Origin of the sequence: Nocardiopsis coralli (assembly GCF_014892575.1) — a bacterium.
GTDB lineage: Bacteria > Actinomycetota > Actinomycetes > Streptosporangiales > Streptosporangiaceae > Nocardiopsis > Nocardiopsis coralli.
Genome location: NZ_JADBGI010000012.1, coordinates 74124 through 91393, shown reverse-complemented (window position 1 = coordinate 91393; position 17270 = coordinate 74124). Strand labels below are relative to the sequence as shown.

At 70.8% G+C, this 17270-nt stretch carries 15 protein-coding genes; 8 read left to right on the top strand and 7 right to left on the bottom strand.

The features are described from left to right. The first annotated feature begins 263 nt into the window (after window positions 1-263). Together IDM40_RS15090 and ligD are read left to right on the top strand one after the other, a co-directional pair. Window positions 264-1751: an aldehyde dehydrogenase family protein gene (locus tag IDM40_RS15090; protein ID WP_193122643.1), complete on the top strand. Its 1488-nt coding sequence runs from the start codon at window positions 264-266 to the stop codon at window positions 1749-1751. Continuing rightward, window positions 1748-2629, top strand: a complete 882-nt coding sequence (ligD, locus tag IDM40_RS15085; protein ID WP_193122642.1) for a non-homologous end-joining DNA ligase — start codon at window positions 1748-1750, stop codon at window positions 2627-2629. Before IDM40_RS15090 ends, ligD begins: the two co-directional genes overlap by 4 nt. A 2-nt stretch (window positions 2630-2631) precedes the next feature. On the opposite strand, the gene IDM40_RS15080 is transcribed toward ligD, so the two are convergent. The 4 genes from IDM40_RS15080 to IDM40_RS15065 all read right to left on the bottom strand — a co-directional run bounded on the left by IDM40_RS15080 (window position 2632) and on the right by IDM40_RS15065 (window position 5236). Beyond that, window positions 2632-3117, bottom strand: a complete 486-nt coding sequence (locus tag IDM40_RS15080) for a hypothetical protein (RefSeq protein ID WP_193122641.1) — start codon at window positions 3115-3117, stop codon at window positions 2632-2634. A gap of 98 nt (window positions 3118-3215) precedes the next feature. Next, on the bottom strand, window positions 3216-3683 hold the full coding sequence (locus IDM40_RS15075; protein ID WP_193122640.1) for a hypothetical protein: 468 nt from the start codon (window positions 3681-3683) through the stop codon (window positions 3216-3218). A 51-nt stretch (window positions 3684-3734) separates the two neighbouring features. Continuing rightward, window positions 3735-4493 (bottom strand): class I SAM-dependent methyltransferase, encoded by a 759-nt coding sequence (locus IDM40_RS15070; protein WP_193122639.1) that lies wholly within the window; start codon window positions 4491-4493, stop codon window positions 3735-3737. Beyond that, complete coding sequence (locus IDM40_RS15065; protein WP_193122638.1) at window positions 4490-5236, bottom strand: class I SAM-dependent methyltransferase; 747 nt, start codon at window positions 5234-5236, stop codon at window positions 4490-4492. Before IDM40_RS15065 ends, IDM40_RS15070 begins: the two co-directional genes overlap by 4 nt. A gap of 175 nt (window positions 5237-5411) precedes the next feature. Between IDM40_RS15065 and IDM40_RS15060 the strand changes: the two genes are divergently transcribed. Both IDM40_RS15060 and IDM40_RS15055 read left to right on the top strand, forming a co-directional pair. Beyond that, window positions 5412-7478, top strand: coding sequence for a hypothetical protein (locus tag IDM40_RS15060; RefSeq protein WP_193122637.1), 2067 nt, complete (start codon window positions 5412-5414; stop codon window positions 7476-7478). Window positions 7479-7954: 476 nt separating this feature from the next. Further along, window positions 7955-8410: a nitroreductase family deazaflavin-dependent oxidoreductase gene (locus IDM40_RS15055; RefSeq protein WP_193122636.1), complete on the top strand. Its 456-nt coding sequence runs from the start codon at window positions 7955-7957 to the stop codon at window positions 8408-8410. A 36-nt stretch (window positions 8411-8446) separates the two neighbouring features. Here the strand turns inward: IDM40_RS15055 and IDM40_RS15050 are convergent, their stop codons facing one another. Continuing rightward, window positions 8447-9766, bottom strand: coding sequence for an acyltransferase family protein (locus IDM40_RS15050; protein WP_193122635.1), 1320 nt, complete (start codon window positions 9764-9766; stop codon window positions 8447-8449). Between the two features lie 263 nt (window positions 9767-10029). Between IDM40_RS15050 and IDM40_RS15045 the strand changes: the two genes are divergently transcribed. From IDM40_RS15045 to IDM40_RS15030, 4 genes are read left to right on the top strand one after another with little or no spacing between them, the layout of a single operon-like run. After that, entirely contained in the window at window positions 10030-10980 is a 951-nt protein-coding gene (locus IDM40_RS15045; RefSeq protein WP_193122634.1) for a DUF3068 domain-containing protein, read from the top strand. Window positions 10981-11008: 28 nt separating this feature from the next. Next, window positions 11009-11884 (top strand): decaprenyl-phosphate phosphoribosyltransferase, encoded by an 876-nt coding sequence (locus IDM40_RS15040; RefSeq protein WP_193122732.1) that lies wholly within the window; start codon window positions 11009-11011, stop codon window positions 11882-11884. Then, window positions 11881-13287 carry an FAD-binding oxidoreductase gene (locus tag IDM40_RS15035; protein WP_193122633.1) on the top strand — a complete coding sequence of 469 codons (1407 nt, stop codon included), beginning with the start codon at window positions 11881-11883 and terminating at the stop codon, window positions 13285-13287. Before IDM40_RS15040 ends, IDM40_RS15035 begins: the two co-directional genes overlap by 4 nt. Before the next feature lie 3 nt (window positions 13288-13290). Beyond that, window positions 13291-14040, top strand: a complete 750-nt coding sequence (locus IDM40_RS15030; protein ID WP_193122632.1) for an SDR family NAD(P)-dependent oxidoreductase — start codon at window positions 13291-13293, stop codon at window positions 14038-14040. 713 nt (window positions 14041-14753) lie between these two features. Here IDM40_RS15030 and IDM40_RS15025 read toward each other — a convergent pair. Continuing rightward, the gene (locus IDM40_RS15025; protein ID WP_407939976.1) at window positions 14754-16112 is read right to left on the bottom strand and encodes an MFS transporter; all 1359 of its coding nucleotides are present in this window, start codon (window positions 16110-16112) and stop codon (window positions 14754-14756) included. Then, the gene (locus tag IDM40_RS15020; RefSeq protein WP_193122730.1) at window positions 16109-17080 is read right to left on the bottom strand and encodes an oxygenase MpaB family protein; all 972 of its coding nucleotides are present in this window, start codon (window positions 17078-17080) and stop codon (window positions 16109-16111) included. The genes IDM40_RS15025 and IDM40_RS15020 overlap by 4 nt, the downstream gene beginning before the upstream one ends. Window positions 17081-17270: the final 190 nt, after the last annotated feature.

Sequence of the window (17270 nt, the reverse complement as noted above, 5' to 3'; positions counted from 1 at the left end):
GGTCGAACACACTAACGATCTGGTTCGCTCCTTGGGGGCGGAATCAGGGAATTCCCAGTCCCTGTTCATGCCTGCAGCACCTGTTGGTCGGCGCGGTCGTGGTCCTGGGGTTCACCAGGTTCCGCCGGAATGAGCGTGGTGGCCGGCGTGGCCGGGGTGGTCGAGCAAGTGCCTGTTTTGTGGTGATTCGACGCTGAGTATCGTTTTTCGGCTGCAGGGCCCGGGCACGGTGGAGCCCACGGACCCTCGTCCCGGGAGGCACCATGAGCGACGCACAGGCACCGGAGCCCTACGGCGGCTTCGACACGATGTCGATCGGCGGACGGCAGTGGACCGGCTCCTCCGACACCGAGTACCAGGACCGCAACCCCTACGACGACACCCCGCTCACCCGCATCCGCCTCGCCGACACCGACGACGTCGAGAGCGCCTACCGGGCCGCGGCCGCCGCGCAGAAGCAGTGGGCCGCCACCCCCGCCGTGGAACGCTCCGCCCTGTTCCTGCGCGCCCTCGAGGTCATGGACCGGCGCCGCGGCGAGATCGTCGAATGGCTCGTGCACGAGATCGGGGGCGTGCGTCAGCGCGCCGAGTTCGAGTGGTCGCTCGTGCGCGCCGGGATGATCGAGGTGATCAACCACGCCACCCGTGTGTCCGGGTGGATCCTGCCCGGTGTCACCCCCGGCAAGGAGAACCGCGTCTACCGCGAACCCGTCGGTGTGGTCGGGGCCATCACCCCCTGGAACTTCCCGATGCAGCTGTCGCACCGCACCATCGCGCCCGCCATCGCCCTGGGCAACGCCGTCGTGCTCAAACCGGCCGAGGACTCCCCGGTCACCGGAGGGCTCCTGCTCGCACGCATCTACGAGGAGGCCGGACTCCCGCCCGGGGTGCTCAACGTCGTCATCGGCAAGGGAAGCCGCATCGGGGACGCCCTGGTCACGAGCCGTGTTCCCTCGCTGATCTCCTTCACCGGGTCGACCGGCGTGGGCAGCCACATCGCCGCGCAGTCGCCGCTGAAGAACCACGCCCTGGAACTGGGCGGGAACGGGCCCCTGGTGATCCTCGACGACGCCGACCTCGACCGCGCCGCCGACGCCGCCGTCTTCGGTTCCTTCTACCACCAGGGCCAGATCTGCATGTCCACCAACCGCATCGTGGCGCAGGCGCGGGTGTACGATGAGATCGTCGACCGGGTCCGCGAACGCGCCCAGGACCTGCGCACCGGCGACCCCGCGGGGGCCGACACCCAGATCGGGCCGATCATCAACGACAGCCAGCTGGAGCACGCGCGCGACCTCATCACCCGGGCGGTGGGCGACGGCGCCGAGCTCCTCGTCTCGGGTGACCCGTCGGGCCCTGCGGGACGTGTGCTGCCCCCGCACGTGCTGGTGGGCGGCAACCACGTCGCGACGGCGGCGGAGGAGGTCTTCGGACCCGTCGCGACGATCGTGCGTGCCGAGAGCGAGGAAGAGGCGCTGCACATCGCCAACGACACCGAGTACGGGCTCTCCAGCGCCGTGTTCACCGAGGACGTCGAACGCGGCGTGAACTTCGCCCGGCGCGTGCACGCCGGCATGACCCACGTCAACGACACCACCGTCAACGACGAACCCAACACGGCCTTCGGCGGGGAGAAGGACTCCGGGGTGGGGCGGTTCGGCGGGGTGTGGGCGATCGAGGACTTCACCACCGACCACTGGGTCAGCGTGCAGCACACGACCCGTGACCTGCCCTTCGGGGTGGACGAATGACCCCCGTCGTCCAGGTGCGGGCGGGGCGGCGCGAGGTTCCGGTCAAGCGCCCCGACAAGACGATGTTCGGGGAAGGAGGGGCGACCAAGCTCGACCTGGCCCGGTACTTCGTCAGCGTGGCCCCGCTCATGGTGCCGCAGATACGCGGACGGCCGGTGGCGCTGGAACGCCTGCCCGACGGCATCGACGGCGAACGGTTCTACGTCAAACACCCGCACGCGCCCGATTGGGTCGGACAAGTGGCGACCAGCGGCGGGCGCATGATCCTGTGCCAGGACGCCGCCGTACTCGTGTGGTGCGCAGACCAGGCCGCCCTCACCCAGCACGTGTGGCTCTCGCGCGAACCGAACCTGGGCCGGCCCGACCGCATGATCCTGGACCTCGACCCGCCCGGCGGGGGAGACCCGGCCGCGGCCTTCGACGCGTGCCGGACCGCGGCGCACGAGGCGCGGGAGGTGCTGGAGGGCCTGGGGCTGGCCGCCTACGTCATGACCACGGGCTCACGCGGGCTGCACGTTCACTCGCCGCTGCGGCCGGAGCTGGGGGACCAGGAGGTGCGCGAGCTGGCCAAGGCGATCGCCGAACGCATCGCGGCGGGCCGGCCGGACGACCTGACCACCGAGTTCCGCAAGGACGCCCGCCGGGGGCGCCTGTTCGTGGACTACCTGCGCAACGGACGGGAGCAGTTGGCCGTGGCGCCCTACGCGGTGCGGGCCCGGCCCGGCGCTCCGGTGGCCACGCCGGTGACGTGGGCCGAACTGGAGCGGTTGGAGACCGCCGCGGACTTCACCATCGCCGACGAGCGCACGGGGTGCCCGTTCCAGGGGATGGGTCGGCATGCGCGCTCGCCGAAGAAGGCCGCACGCGCGTTGGGGTGAGCTCAGAAGAGTTCGGGGCTGCCGTCGGGCCAGAGGCATGGGGACCTGACGACGAGTGAGAGCGTGCCGTTCTTGTTGTATTGGGTTGCTACTTGAAAGTCATTTTCTTCATGCTCTGCGTTGATGAAGGTGTCGTCGGGTCGGCTGTCGTTGAGGATTTGGTAGCCGTTGGTTTCCCAGTGGTCGTGCATGAGTTCGAGTGCGGTGTCGTTGTCTTCTTCTGGGATTCCGCGGACCCAAAAATGTTCACTGACGGTGACGCGGTCTTCGTCGCTTAGCATGCTTGGATTCCCGCAGGGGGAAGTGTTGGGTCCGTCTCGTTCTTCGATTTCGGCTTTCTCGGGAAGTGCGGCGAGGGTGTTTCGTGCGTGTTCTTGGATTTTTTCTGTTGCTTCGTCTTCGGTGATGGTGGGTGTGACGTAGCTGCATCCATTCAGGAGTAGGGCGGTGCTGAGGATGCAGACCGGGAGGATCGCTACGTGTTTCACTTGGTTGGTGTACTCATTCGCAATCGTTCTACCCCTGTACCTCCAGGTCCTATGTATTTGTGAGTGGACTGAATTCCGATGATGTTCTCGGGGTGCTCTCACGAGAATTCGGGGCTGCCGTCGGGCCAGAGGCAGGGGGGCCTGACGCTGAGGGACAGTTCGTCATTTATATTGTATCGAGTTGCTACCTGAAAGTCGTCTTCTTCGTTTTTGGCATTGATGAAGGTGTCGTCGGGTCGGCTGTCGTTGAGGATTTGGTATCCGTTGGTTTCCCAGTGCTCGTGCATGAGTTCGAGTGCGGTGTCGTTGTCTTCTTCTGGGATTCCATGGATCCAGAGATTTACGCTGACGGTAACGCGGGTTTGTGAATTTCCGCAAGGGGAGGAGCTGGGTTCGCTCAGTTCTTCGAGTTCGGCGTTTTCGGGGAGTGCGGAGAGAGTGTGTTCCGCGTGTTCTTGGGTTTTTGCTATTGCTTCGTCTTCGGTGATGGTCGGCGTGACGTAGCTGCATCCACTCAGGAGTAGGGCGGTGCTGAGGGCACAGGCCGCGTAAGCCGTCCTTCTCATTGTTCGACCCCTCGGTTCGCGATCAGGCCGCGGTCCGGCGACGGCGTGCGCTCAGCGTTTGCGTAGAACCAGCAGCAGGTTCCACGTGACGACCTCGCGCAGGAACGGCACGTGCACGATCGGCTTCATCCACGTGGGCAGGTACCGCGGCCGGATGTCGACCGGTTCCGCGTCCGGGTGCGAGCGCGCCCAGCGCAGCATCTCCTTGGCGTGCGCCGCGTACATGGTCCGCCCGTAGTCGTTCTTGGGGCGCCGGCCGTGCTTGCGGGCGAACCGCTCCGCCGCGTAGGAACCGCCCAGGTAGTGCCAGGGCGAGGTCTCGTGCCCGCCCCACGGCGACAGCCACAGCGTGTACGACAGGTACACGAGGCCGCCGGGCCGGGTCACGCGCACCATCTCGTCCGCCATCCGCCGGCGGTCGGGCACGTGCTCGAGCACGTTGGAGGACAGGCACACGTCCACCGACCCGTCACGCATCGGCAGGTCGAGCGCGCTCCCCTGCACCCCGTTGACGTCCGCGGAACGCCCGTGCAGCCGCATCTCGTGTGCGTCGGCGTCCACACACACGCAGCGCGCACCGGAGTCCCGCAGCGCGTCGGCGAAGTAACCGGGCCCGCCGCCCACGTCCACGACCGTGCGCCCGTCCAACGGGGTGTAGGAGCGCAGCTGGTCGACGGTGTCTCGGGCGAGCTTGCCGTAGAAGAACGCGGGGTCGGTCTGCTCCTTGCGGAAGGCCGAGAACAGCCCGACGGAGCGCCCGAGCGTGGCGCGGAACGGCACGAGTTCGTCGGAACGGGTTCCGGTGGTCATGCCTGCGCCTCCGTCTCAGGGCCGACCACGATGTAGTGGCGCAGGTGCTGCCAGTGGTCCCCGCCCCAGTAGGGGTCGGAGCCGGCGATGCGAGAGTCCGGCAGGAGCTCGGCCAGGCGCGCGGCGGGCAGGACGTGCATCCGCATCGGCGCCGGGTACCGCAGGATCACCTTCTGAGCCAGCGCCACCAGCGGCCACGGCAGGAACCGGAACACCAGGCCCTTGAAGGTCGGCCGCACCCGCTCGGGCACGCCCAGCACCAGCACACCGCCCGGCCGGGTCACCCGTGCGAACTCGCGCACGTACCCCTCGGCCAGCTCCGGCGGCAGGTGCTGCAGCACGAGGTCGGTGTAGACCAGGTCGAAGCTGTCGTCCTCGAACCGGGACAGGTCGGGGCTCTCGTTCAGCTCGAAGGTGATGCGCCCGCCCGAACGGTCCAGGCGCTCGGCCTCGGCCAGCATCGGCTCGGAGATGTCCACGCCCACGACCTCGTCGAAGTGCGCGGCCAGGGCGTTGGAGAGCCGCCCGGCCCCGCACCCGAAGTCCAGGACCCTGCCGCCGCCCGGGTGTACACCCAGGTCGCGCATACGTGAGACGGACGGGTCGATCTCCGCGCGCCCGGAGGCGAGGAACTCGTCGTCGTCCCATCCGCCGTCCCGCTTGTCGGGGTCCACGCACACCGCCCACAGCGGTTCGGTGGCACCCAGGCGGGTCCAGTCGCGCCGGACCTGTTCGAGCCCCACGGCATCACCCCCACGGTTGCACGACCCCAGCCGGACACGCGTCGTTGGAGCGTGTTCCTGTTCTGCACGCGCGGTCAGTGTGGACCTGCGATAACGGTCGAGGAAGAAAGTGGAACGTGTTGTATTCTGGCACCCCTTTTCCGGGATGGCCAATACAGTGCGGGGAGAGAACTCGATGGAGCCCGACTCCGACGCCCGCGAGGGCAGGCAGGCACAGGGCGACGCGGCCGGTGAAGGCGCCCTCAGGGTACGCCGCCCGGTCGAGGAGCCCGACGGGGAGGGTCCCTCCTTCGGCGAGCTCCTGCGCACGGGCGCCGCCACACTGCGCGGGCTGATGCGGGACCGGGTGTTCCTGGCGTCCCTGGCCGTCGTCGCGGTCGCGCTGGTGGTGCGCGCGTACGTGCTCACCCAGTCGCACTTCGTCGAGGACGACTACCTGTTCTTCGCGGCCGCCGACGCCGAGGAGCTCAGCCCCGACCACCTCTTCGACCTGCACAAGGGCCACCTCATGCCCGGGGCGCTGTTCCTGGTCTACTTCCAGACGGCGTTCTGGCCCTACCAGTGGTGGCTCAGCGCGGGTGTGATGTTCGTGGTGCAGGCCGCGGCGTACCTGGCGTTCCTGCGACTGCTGTGGGAACTGTTCGGACGCCGCTGGGCGCTGCTGGTGCCGTTGACGGTGTTCGTGCTCGCGCCCCTCACGGTTCCGGTGCTGGCCTGGTGGTCGGCGGCGCTGAACGCGGTGCCGTTCCAGCTCGCCCTGGCGCTGGCGCTGCTGTGGACCGTGCGCCACCTGCGCACCGGCGAACCCCGTACCGCGTGGCTGGCGGTCGGCGCGATCGTGTTCGGGATGCTCTTCACCGTCAAGGCGATGTTCCTGCCGGTGCTCGTGTTCGCCGTCGCGGTCACCTACCTGTACCCGGGCGGGCTGCTGGTGTCGGTGCGCCGGGCGTGGGAACTCCACCGGCCCTACTGGGCGACCATGGCGGGGCTTTTCGCGGCCTACGCCGTCCTGTACGTGGGACGGATGGCTTCGGCGGAGAACACCGACGGGGCCGGGGTGCCCGAGAGCGACTCCGCGTGGGCGATCGCGCGCGGGCTGGTCACCGAGGTCTTCCCCGTGGGGGCCCTGGGCGGGCCGCTGGAGTGGGGTCCAGTCACCCCGACCGGCGGGCTCGTCGACCCGCGCGGGTGGGTCGTGCTGGCCTCGTGGGCGGTGCTCGCCCTGATCGTGCTGGTCAGCGTGCGGATGCGCCGGCGTGCGTGGCGGGCCTGGGTGCTGCTGGTCGGATACGTGGTGGTCGTGGACGTGCTGCCCACGGTCATCGCACGCGCACGGTTCCAGGACGTGGTCGCCGCCGACCCCCGCTACGTGGCCGACGCCGCGATGGTCTTCGCGCTGTGCCTGGCGCTGGCGTTTCTGCCCACCCGTGAGGAACGCGCCCGCGCGTACGTGGGAGCGGCGGGGGAGGGCCGCGCCGACCTGCAGCCCTACCGCGTGCGGATCCGGCGCCCCGCGCGTGCGACGGCCGCCGCGGTGACCGTGGTGTTCGCGGCCGCTGCGGTGATGTCCACGCACACCTACGCGCGCACCTTGAGCGGCGACCAGTTGGGTGCCTACCTCGACTCCGTGCGGGCCTCGATGGGGGACGTGCCGGACGAGGGCGGGCTGTACTCGAGCCCGGTCCCGGACGACGTGGTGCTGGAGTGGAACCAGGCGGAACGGCTGAGCTCGTGGGTGCTGTCCCCGCTGGCCGACGCCGAGACCGCCGAACGCATGCGGGTTCCGGAGGAGGCCGACACGGGCTACGTCTTCGACGGCGACGGCGACCTGGTGCCCGCGGGGCCGGGGAGCAACGCGACCGTCTTCGTCCCGGAGGAGGGCGAGAACTGCCTGGAGACCTGGGACGGCGTCATGTCCTGGCCGGTGGAGGCGCACGGAGGGCCCTCGCAGGTCGTCACCATCGGCTACGAGGCGGAGGAGGAGACGGAGGCGGCGCTGTTCCTGGGCGACGACCTGCTGGAGATCGACCTCCCCGAGGCCGAGGAGGACGGCGTGTGGTTCGTGCCCTCCGGTGCGCCCGGTCAGCAGCTCGCCCTGCACACCGAGGAGGACGCGGTGTGCGTGAACTGGGTGTCGGTCGGGACGATGGGCCCGGCCGAGGACGGTGAGCCGTGGGTGCCGGCCGACGACGAGCGGTCGGATCCCACCGACGACGGGGACGCCGACGAGGACGACGCGTAGGTGCGGCTCTGCTGAGCCGGGCTCCGCCGGGTTCCGGGGAACGTGTCACCGCGTGTGCGGGCGTGCGCCCCTGCAACCGCTCGGCCTGTCCCCGGGGGTGCTCGGCTATGTGCGCGGGCGTGCGCCCCTGGAACCGCTCGGCCTCGTGTGCGAGCGCCGGCGAGTGTCCGAGGTCGAGCGGGTACGTCTCGGCATCGGCCGCAGGGGGCGTCCAGGTGGCTGTGGGCTGAGGCTCTGTTTCCGCTCCATGCGGTGCACTCACTGGCGTTCGCGCACCGCATGGAGCGTTCCTCGGGTGGAGCGTGCTCGGGGTGCGGAGCGCTCCTGAAATGCGATGCGTGCCTTGGGCGGTGCGTTCCTGCAATGCGGTGCGCGCCTTGAGGGGAAGGTCTTGGGCGTGCATGTCGGTCCCCCGTCCCTGCGCGCCCGTGCCATCATCGGGATGGTTCGACCACCCCCTCAGCCGAAGGAGCACGATGAGCACGCGTCAGATCCTCGACGGCGAGTACGAGCCGAGTCCGTCCCAGTGGGTCCGTGACCAGGTGGACCTGTACGAACGGACCGGAGGCCGTGAGGGGAACACGCTCCTGGACACCGGCCTGCCCGTCGTCATCCTGAGCACCCGGGGCCGCAAGAGCGGCAACGTGCGAAAGTCGGCGCTCATGCGCGTCGAGCACGACGGCCGGTACGCGGTGATCGGCTCGCAGGGCGGAGCCCCCGAGCATCCGTCGTGGGTGCACAACCTGCGCGCCGCTCCCGACGAGGTCGCCCTCCAGGACGGCCCCGAGCCCTTCGCCGCCCGCGCCCGCGAGGTGGAGGGGGACGAGCGCGCCCTCTGGTGGGACCGCGCGGTGGCGGCCTACCCGCCCTACGCCGATTACAGGGAGAGGACCGACCGCCACATCCCGGTCTTCGTCGTCGACCCGGCCTGAGCCGCTACGCCCCGCTGCGCCCCCGCCCGAGCCGGTTCAGGACCGGTGGGCGGGGGCCTTCTTGTGCCGGGGCTCGCGGAAGAAGCGCCGGGACCACCGGCGGCTGGGCTCCTCCACCCACCGGTACGTCGCCATCGCCAACAGGATCGTCACGACCGTCACCGGTACGACGTCGAGCCAGAACGACCCGGTGAAGATCTCCTGCCCGGTGAAGTCCCGCCACAGGTACAGCACCAGGAACTGCCACAGGAACACCCCGTAGGAGATCCGCGCCAGGAACTGCCACGCCCGGTGCCGCAGCAGCGAGTCCAGCCACCGCCCCTCGCGCCAGGCCTCGGCGGAACGCACCGGGTACGGCTCGTGCGTGGGCCGCGGGGCGAGCGCGGCGGGGGCGATGATGAAGAACGCAAAACCGATCCCGGTCAGCGACTCCACCCCCGAGGTCCAGATGTCGCCCGAACCGATGAACCGCCCACCGGTGGCGTCGGTCGCGGTGAGCACGAAGAACCCGCCGGCGAGGAGCCAGCACACCCCCGGCGACGCTGCGACGGTGCGGCAGAAACGGCGTACGGGGCCGTGTTCGCCGGGTTCCCGCCACGCCCACTCCGAGAGCACGGCCAGCGCCATCCCGGCCGCGAACAGGCCCATGGCCCGCGGAAGCCAGGCGTGCATGTACTCGCGGGGTTCCGGATAGAACTGCGGGACCAACGCCAGCAGCGCCAGGAACGCGATGACGGCCAACCCGATGAGCAGGCGTTTCGCGCGCACGTCCACGCTGCGCCCCCGGCGGGCCCACAGGGCCAGGACGGCGGCGATGACGGGCAGCAGCAGGTAGAAGCTGACCTCCACCGACAGGCTCCACATCTGCCCGAGGCCGTAGGGCCCGGTCCCCACCCAGTCGGGGTCGGTGTTGAACGTGAAGGTCAGCGTCATGACCTCGAACCAGTGGCGCACCGAGCCCAGCTGGTCGCGGGAGTAGATGAGCAGCGCCGCCACCGCGACGATCCAGTACGCCGGGAAGACACGCACCACACGCCGCCACAGGTAGGCACGGGCGCGCGGGCCCCGTGTGCCGTCGAGCGCGGCGCGGGCCCACGGCCGGTACAGCAGCACACCGGAGAGCGCGAAGAAGAGCGGCACGGCCAGGTCGAACGCGGACAGCAGCCCGCCGACCATCCCGGGCCTGAGGGAGTCCCCGGTCTCGGTGGCCACGTGGAAGACCAGGACCATCATCGCCGCCATCGCCCGGATGCCGTCGAGCGTCTCGTGGCGGCCGGTGACCTGCGGCAGGACGAGAGCAGGGTTGCCGGGGGTGCGCGCGCCGTCGTGCTCGGGCGCTGAGGATGTGGGCGCCATGGGGCCTTCCGGGGACGGGGGCGAGGGGAGCGCGGGCGCCGGTGCGCCGCGGGGAGAGGGGAGCGAGCGGGTCACACGCGCCCCGTGCGTTCAACTAGAACCTGTTATAAAAATTAGGACACGCCAGGGTGACGCCGTTCACTACTGGGGAGTAGTCTACCCGGAACTGAAGCCAGTTCCATGGGGCCGATCCTCCCCCGATCGTCCCCTCACCCCCGCGAACCCGTTCCAGAACCTGACTCTCATCACGCCCAGGAGGGCACATGCGCCGTACCGTCGCGGTCGTTCTCATCGCGCTGGGGGTCTTCTCTCTCGCTATGGCACCCCTCATGCGTACGTGGGTCGCCGGTTCCCTGATGAAGACCCCTCTGGACTACTACGCCGAAATGGTCAACACAGGGCAGGTCGACTACTTCAACATCGAGGACGTCGAGGAGGTCGAGGACGCCGAGGTCGAGGCACACACGACCGTCCGGGCCGACGTGGCCTCCAGTACCGACGACACCGTCGTGTGGGACCAGTTCACCTGGATCAAGGACGGCGAGACCGACTTCGGTATCTCGTCCACGAGCCGCCGCGGCGGCCACGACCGTGTGACCGGTGAAGGCGTCGACTGCTGCGACCCGATGGTCGACGACGAGTCGGTCACCCAGAACGGCCAGCTCTGGAAGTTCCCGTTCTTCACCGAACAGCGGGACTACGACTTCTTCGAGACCATGGTCGAGGAGACCGTCCCGATGGAGTTCGACGGCGTCGAGACCATCAAGGGCGTGGAGACCTACCGCTTCGTCCAGACCGTCGAGCCCACCGTCGTCGACGAACAGACCGTCCCGCGCGAGGTCGCAGGCCTCGACGGCGACGGCGACGTCACCGGCGACGTGGAGTTCTCCCTCACCCGCACCTACTGGATCGAGCCGGTCTCCGGTTCGCCCGTCAACGTCAGCGAGGACCAGCACCGGGTCGTCGTGGTCGACGACGAAGAGGTGCTGACCATGCTGAGCGGCGAACTCAGCTACACCGACGCGACCATCGACCAGGCGATCGAGAACACCGAGCAGGCACGCCAGTACCTGCCGCTGCTCCACACCACACTGCCCATCGGGTCCCTGATCGTCGGTGTCGGCTTCATCGGCGTCGCCGTCGTCCTGCTGGTGACCAACCGCCGCGGTGACGAGGAGCCCGAGACCCCCCGTTACGGTGAACGACAGGTCTGAGACCCGCCCGACGGCACCCGGGACCCCGGTGCCCGGTCGGGCCCCCTCCAGGGCCGCGGGGGGAGCGGTCGCGCCGGCGCTGCTGCGCGCCTGCCGCCCCCGCCAATGGCCCAAGAACCTGCTGGTCCTGGCCGCCCCCGCTGCGGCCGGGGCCCTCGACGAGCCCTCGGCCTGGCTCGTCTGCGGTGCCGTCGTCGCCCTCTTCTGCCTGGCGGCGAGCGGCACCTACCTGCTCAACGACGTACGCGACGTCGACCGCGACCGCGCGCACGCACGCAAGCGCCGCCGGCCCGTCGCCTCCGGTGCCCTGCCTCTGCGGACGGCGTTCGGGGCCGGGCTCGTGCTCATCGCCGCCGCGCCCTCGCTCTCCCTGCTTCTGGGCGACCCCGCGCTGACCGCCGTGGTCACCGGGTACGTGGTGCTGACCGCCGCCTACACGTTCCGGCTCAAGGACGTCGTGCTCGTCGACCTGGCCGCGGTGGCCGGCTGCCACGTGCTGCGCGCCGCCGCCGGGGCCGTGGCGGTCGGCGTTCCGATGACCGGATGGTTCGTGCTCGTGGTCGCCATGGGTGCGCTGCTGCTGGTCAGCGGCAAACGTGAGGCGGAACGGCGCGGGAGGACCCCCGCACGGCGCACCCTCGGGGTGTACAGCGCCCGGTTCCTGACACGGCTGCGGGTGTCGGTCTCGGCCGTCCTGGTGATCACGTTCTGCCTGTGGGCGCTGTCGCAGGGGCCGTGGCACGCGGCGAGTGTGGTCCCCCTGTTCGCCTGTACCCTGCGCTACAACATGCTCGTGGACCGCGGGGCGGGGGAGGAACCCGAGGAGATCGCCCTGCGCGACCGGCCCCTCCAGCTCTGCCTCGTGGTCCTGTTCGCCCTGGTCGGAATGGGGATCTACCCGTGACCGTGCTCTTGTGCGGATGGGGCCGGACCGCCCCCTCCGCCGCCCGCGTGGTGCGCCCGCGCGACGCCGCGCAGGTCGCACGCGCGTTGGCCGGGGCCGGACCCCGGGGCGCGCTGCCCCGCGGGCTCGGGCGGGCCTACGGGGACGCCGCGCAGGACGCCGGCGGGACCGTCCTGGACTGCACCGGGCTCACCGGGCCGGTGCGGTTCGACGCCGCGCGCGGGCAGGTCACGGCGCCCGCGGGGGTGCCGCTCGGGCGGATCGCCGATGCACTGCTGCCGCACGGGCACGTGCTGCCGGTGGTGCCCGGGACCGGGGCAGTCACTCTGGGCGGGGCGATCGCCGCGGACGTGCACGGCAAGAACCACCACGTGGACTCCTCGCTGGGTGCGCACGTTCGGTCGTTGACCCTGGTCACCCCGGACGGATCGGTGCGGCGGCTGGGGCCGGGCGCCGCCGCTGCGGACGGCGCGGTTCCGGACGAGGACGGCCGGGGCGGCGTTCCGGCCGAGGACCCCGAGCTCTTCTGGGCGACCGTCGGCGGGATGGGGCTGACCGGGGTGGTCACCGAGGCCACCGTCGCCACCCTGCCCGTCGACACCGCCTTCGCCCGCGTCGACACCGACCGGACCGGGGACCTCGACGCCACCCTCGAGCTGCTGTCGTGCGAGAGCGGACACCGGTACTCCGTGGCCTGGGTCGACCTGGCCGGCGGCGGGCGTTCGGTCGTCTCGCGCGCCGACCACGCCTGCGTCGGGGGCCTGCCTCTCGCGGCGCGGCGGGAACCGTTGCGCGGGGGAGGGGCGGGGCCGGCGGCGACGGTGCCGTTCACGGCCCCGCGCGGGCTCTTCAACCGCTGGACGGTCGGCGCGTTCAACCGGGCCTACTATCACCGGGCGCCCCGCAGGCGGCGGGGGCAGGTCCAGCCGCTGGCCGCGTTCTTCCATCCCCTGGACGGGGTGCGTGCGTGGAACCGGGCGTACGGCCCCGCGGGCGCGGTGCAGTACCAGTGTGTGGTGCCGCAGGGGGAAGAGGACACGTTGCGGGCCGTGGCCGCCGAGTTCGCGCGGGTCCCGACCTTCCTGGGCGTGCTGAAACGGTTCGGGCAGGCCACCCCCGGACCGCTGTCCTTCCCGAGGCCCGGATGGACGCTGGCGGTGGACGTTCCCGCGGACCTCCCCGGGCTCCGGGCGCTGCTCGACCGCCTCGACCGGCGTGTGCTGGAGGCCGGCGGGCGGCTGTACCTGGCCAAGGACGCCCGCGCCCGGCCGGAGACCGTACACGCCATGTACCCGGGCCTGCCCGACTGGCGGCGCACGTGCGCGCGCGCCGACCCGGACGGGGTCATGGTCTCCGACCTGGCCCGACGCCTCGAACTGAGAGCCCGACCCGAGAAGGAGTGACCCATGCGCGACGCCGTCGGTTCGGTGAGGTCCGTGCTGTTGCTGGGAGGACGCAGCGAGATCGGCCTGGCCGTGGTCGAACGCCTCGTGCGCGAGGGCGCGCGCGAGGTGGTGCTGGCCGCGCGGGGCGGGGCGGAGGCGCCCGCGGCGCTGGTCGCGCTGGGGCCGCAGGTGCACGCCCTCGACTTCGACGCCGCGCTGCCCGAGACCCACGCCGAAACGGTGCGACGGGCGGTGGAGCTGGTCGGGGACCTGGACGTGGTCGTGGACGCGTTCGGGGTGCTCGGCGACCAGGCCGCCTACGAGGCCGACCCGGTCGCCGCCGCGCGGGACAGCGCGGTGAACTACACCGGGCACGTGTCCGTGGACCTGGCGGTGGCCGCGCGGTTGCGGGAGCAGGGGCACGGGACGCTGGTGGTGCTGTCCTCGATCGCCGGTGTGCGCACGCGCCGGTTCAACTTCGTCTACGGGTCCGCCAAGGCCGGGCTGGACGGGTTCGCGCAGGGGCTCGGCGACGCGCTGCACGGGAGCGGGGCGCGGGTTCTCGTGGTGCGGCCCGGGTACGTGCCGACGCAGATGTCGCGGCACGTGGAGCCCGCGCCGTTCCCGGCCACACCCGCGCAGGTCGCCGCGGCCGTCGTCCGGGGCCTGCGGACCGGCGCGCACACGGTGTGGGCCCCGCCGGTGCTGCTCCCGCTGTTCACGGTGCTGCGCGCCCTGCCCCGGCCCCTGTGGCGCCGCCTGAGCCGCTGACCCCACCCGTCACACACTTCCCATGCACCAGCGCCCACCAGGCGCACCTGTCTGCGGCCGACCGTGTGCATGAGGCATCGCGCGTCATGCGCGCTCTGCCCCCACCACGTGTGCCTCTCGCGCATCGGGCGCCCTCTTCGCCCCCCACGGGCCATGTACGCACGGCATATGCCTGGTACACCAGGCACTCGATGCGGGTCGGCATGTGGCGCACGTGCTCCGTGAGCCGGATGCGTCTCCTGCGCCGGGGCCTGCGGCCTCGCCGGTGCCCCACCACGTGCGCCGGACGGCATGCCGATCGTGCATCAGGCATCTCCTGCGCGCTACGCGCGCTCTGCGCACACCACGCGCATTGCGCGTGTCATGCCTACCTTGTGGCGTCCCGCGCGGCACGTGCTCCGTGAGCTGGATACGTCCCACGCTCCACGCGCATCCTGCGCGTCACGGGCGCTCTGCGCACACCATGTGCCCCCTGCACGCCCCGCGTGCCTCCCGCATCGCGCGAATACAGATCCTGCACGGCGGCATGCGCCTTGCACGCCACGCGCAGCAAGCGTGGTGCTTGTGGCACGTGCTCCGTGAGCACGATGCGCCTCACGCGCACCGGGCGTGCCATGCGCACATCGTGCCGTTTCTGTGCGCTGTGTGCACAAAGCGTCGCTTGCACACCACATGCACCACGTGTGTCACGAGTGGTGCATGTGGTGTGCGGATCAGGTGTCGTGTTCGGTGAGGCGGTAGAACGCCAGGGGCACCAGGCACGCGAGCATCACCGCGGCGGGCAACAGGGTGCTGCCCAGCAGCATCCCGCGCAGCGCGGTGTCGGTCTGCTCCACGACCTCGCCGGCGCCGGACTCCACGTACCCGCTCACGGCCAGGCACAGCGACAACAGGCCCGTGCCCACGGACTGCGCCATCGCCTCACCCGACGTCCACAGCCCCGACAGCACGCCGCCCTGGCGCCGTCCGTCGTCGCCCGTGGCCATGCAGTCGGCCAGCATCGAACCGGGCAGCAGCATGGTTCCGGACAACCCGACGCCGATCAGCACCGACGAGACCACCGCGCCGGGCACACCCCACAGCGGCAGGCACATGAGCCCCAGCCCGCCGACCGTGAACACCAGCGCCGAACAGGCCGCGGCGCCCCGCTTGTCCAGGCGCAGCGACACCCGCCGCCACACCGGGGCCGCGGCCATGAGCGGCACCAGCACACACACCATGAGGATGCTCGTGTACGCGGGCTCGCCCATCACGTTCGCGGTCACGTACGGGACCCCGGCGACCATCGTCCCGCTCGCGGTGGCCATCAACAGGTTCGCGGGGAACAGCACCCGGAAGTGCCGGTGCCGGAACGCCACCCGCAGCTGCGCGAACAGTCCCTCCCCGCGGTAGGGGTGCGAGGGCCGCGGCGCGCGCCGGGTCCCCGAGAACGCCCCCAGCATCGACAGCAGCACCACCGCGCCCATGGCGACCCCCATCGCGCGGTACCCGGTCAGCTCGTCGTCGGGCACACCCTGCAGCACCGGAGCGAGCGCCCCGCCCAGCATCAGCGCGAGCCCCACGAACGCCGTCCGCCACGTGTTGAACGTGGAACGCTCGTGGTAGTCCCCGGTGATCTCCCCGGGCATCGCCGTGTACGGCACCGAGAACATCGACGACGCCAACGCCGCAGCCAGGAACACCAGGCCCACGTACACCGCGGCGGCGTTCCCCTCCAGGGGCGGGCCGGCGAACATCGCCGCGAACAGCAACGGCATCGTCAGCGCACCCGCGAGCATCCACGGGCGCCGCGGCCCCCACCGCGAACGTGTGCGGTCCGACCACACCCCGATCGAGGGGCTCACCAGCAGGTCGACCAGTTTCGGAAGGAAGACCACCGCGCCGGCCACCGCCGGGCTCACCGCGAGCGTGTCCGTCAGGTAGATGAGCAGCAGCAGGCCCGGAACGGTGTTGAACACCCCGATCGCCACCGCACCGGTCCCGTACCAGGCGTGCACCGACCGCGGCAGGCCCTCCCGCGCAGACGAAGGCCCCGCCCCACCGGGGACGGGGCCGGGAACGGTCGCGGTCACGCGCGCCCGTCCGCCGCCGGGCCCGCCTCGGCCGGCTCCGGAGCGGGTCCGCTGTCACCGTCGGGGCCGTACAGGTCCTGGTGGGCGACCGGGTCCACGTCGTGCGCCACGGGGCAGCTCGCCGGGAACGTGCCGATCCTGGACGGCTGGTACCCGTCCGGGTAGCTGCGGATGTTCGGGTTGTTGTCCGCCCACAGCGGCTCCTCGCGCGGCTTCATGCGCCGAACGACCTTCGCGCGCAGCTTCAGCGCCAGGTCCGCGCCCTTGCGCCAGCCCTTCGACGGCTTCTCGTACCGGAACGCCTCGATCAGCGAGTCGTCCAGGATCGCCATCGAGAACTTGCGCGCCAGCCCCGACACCCGCTTGGGGTAGAAGGTGACCATGAGGTCCAGGGTCGAGTCGGACACCCGCCGACCGCCCTCGGTGTAGGCGAAGTGCTCGTCCTCGTAGCTGTTCAGGAGCTCCTCGAACGCCTCGTACGTCTCGGGGATGTCCTTGATCCCCATGTACTTGCCCAGGGTCCGGTAGTAGTGCGTGATCCCGGAGATCTCGTGGTCGCTCAGGCGGCGCCAGCCGTACCCGTAGTCGTTGAGCCAGCGCACCGGCATGACCACGAAGGTGCTGAGCACGTAGCGGTAGTCGTCGTTGCTGATGTCGTAGGACCGGTGCATCTGGTTCATCCGGCGCAGAGCGTCGCGGCCCTTACCGGGTTCGAAACCGTGCTGGACCATGTTGCCCAGGATCAGCGCGGTGTCGTCGTAGCGCTTCTGGGTGTTGCCGGTGAACTCGTCGGTCTTCCCGAGCAGCTCCCCGATGCTCGGCACCGCGTACGTGCGGTACAGGGCGATACCCAGGGCCCGGCCCATGTCCCACGGGAACTCGTGGGACTGCAGGATCTGCATGATGCGCACGCAGTCCTTCTCGGGGTCCAAGCGGTGGATCTCGTCGCGGAAGTCGAAGCGCTTCATGCGCGTCATTCAGGGGTTCCTCAGGGGTGTGGGGATCAGGGGTGGGGACGGGGGGTCGCGGGATGCAACGCGCGGCCTGGCCGCGCGCTGCGCCCGTCACCGGGTGCGGGCCCGGTGGTGCGTGGAGGTGCGGGGTCGGGGGTGTGCGTCGGTCCCGCGGGTCCTACGGTACTGCGGGCCGGTCGGGCCC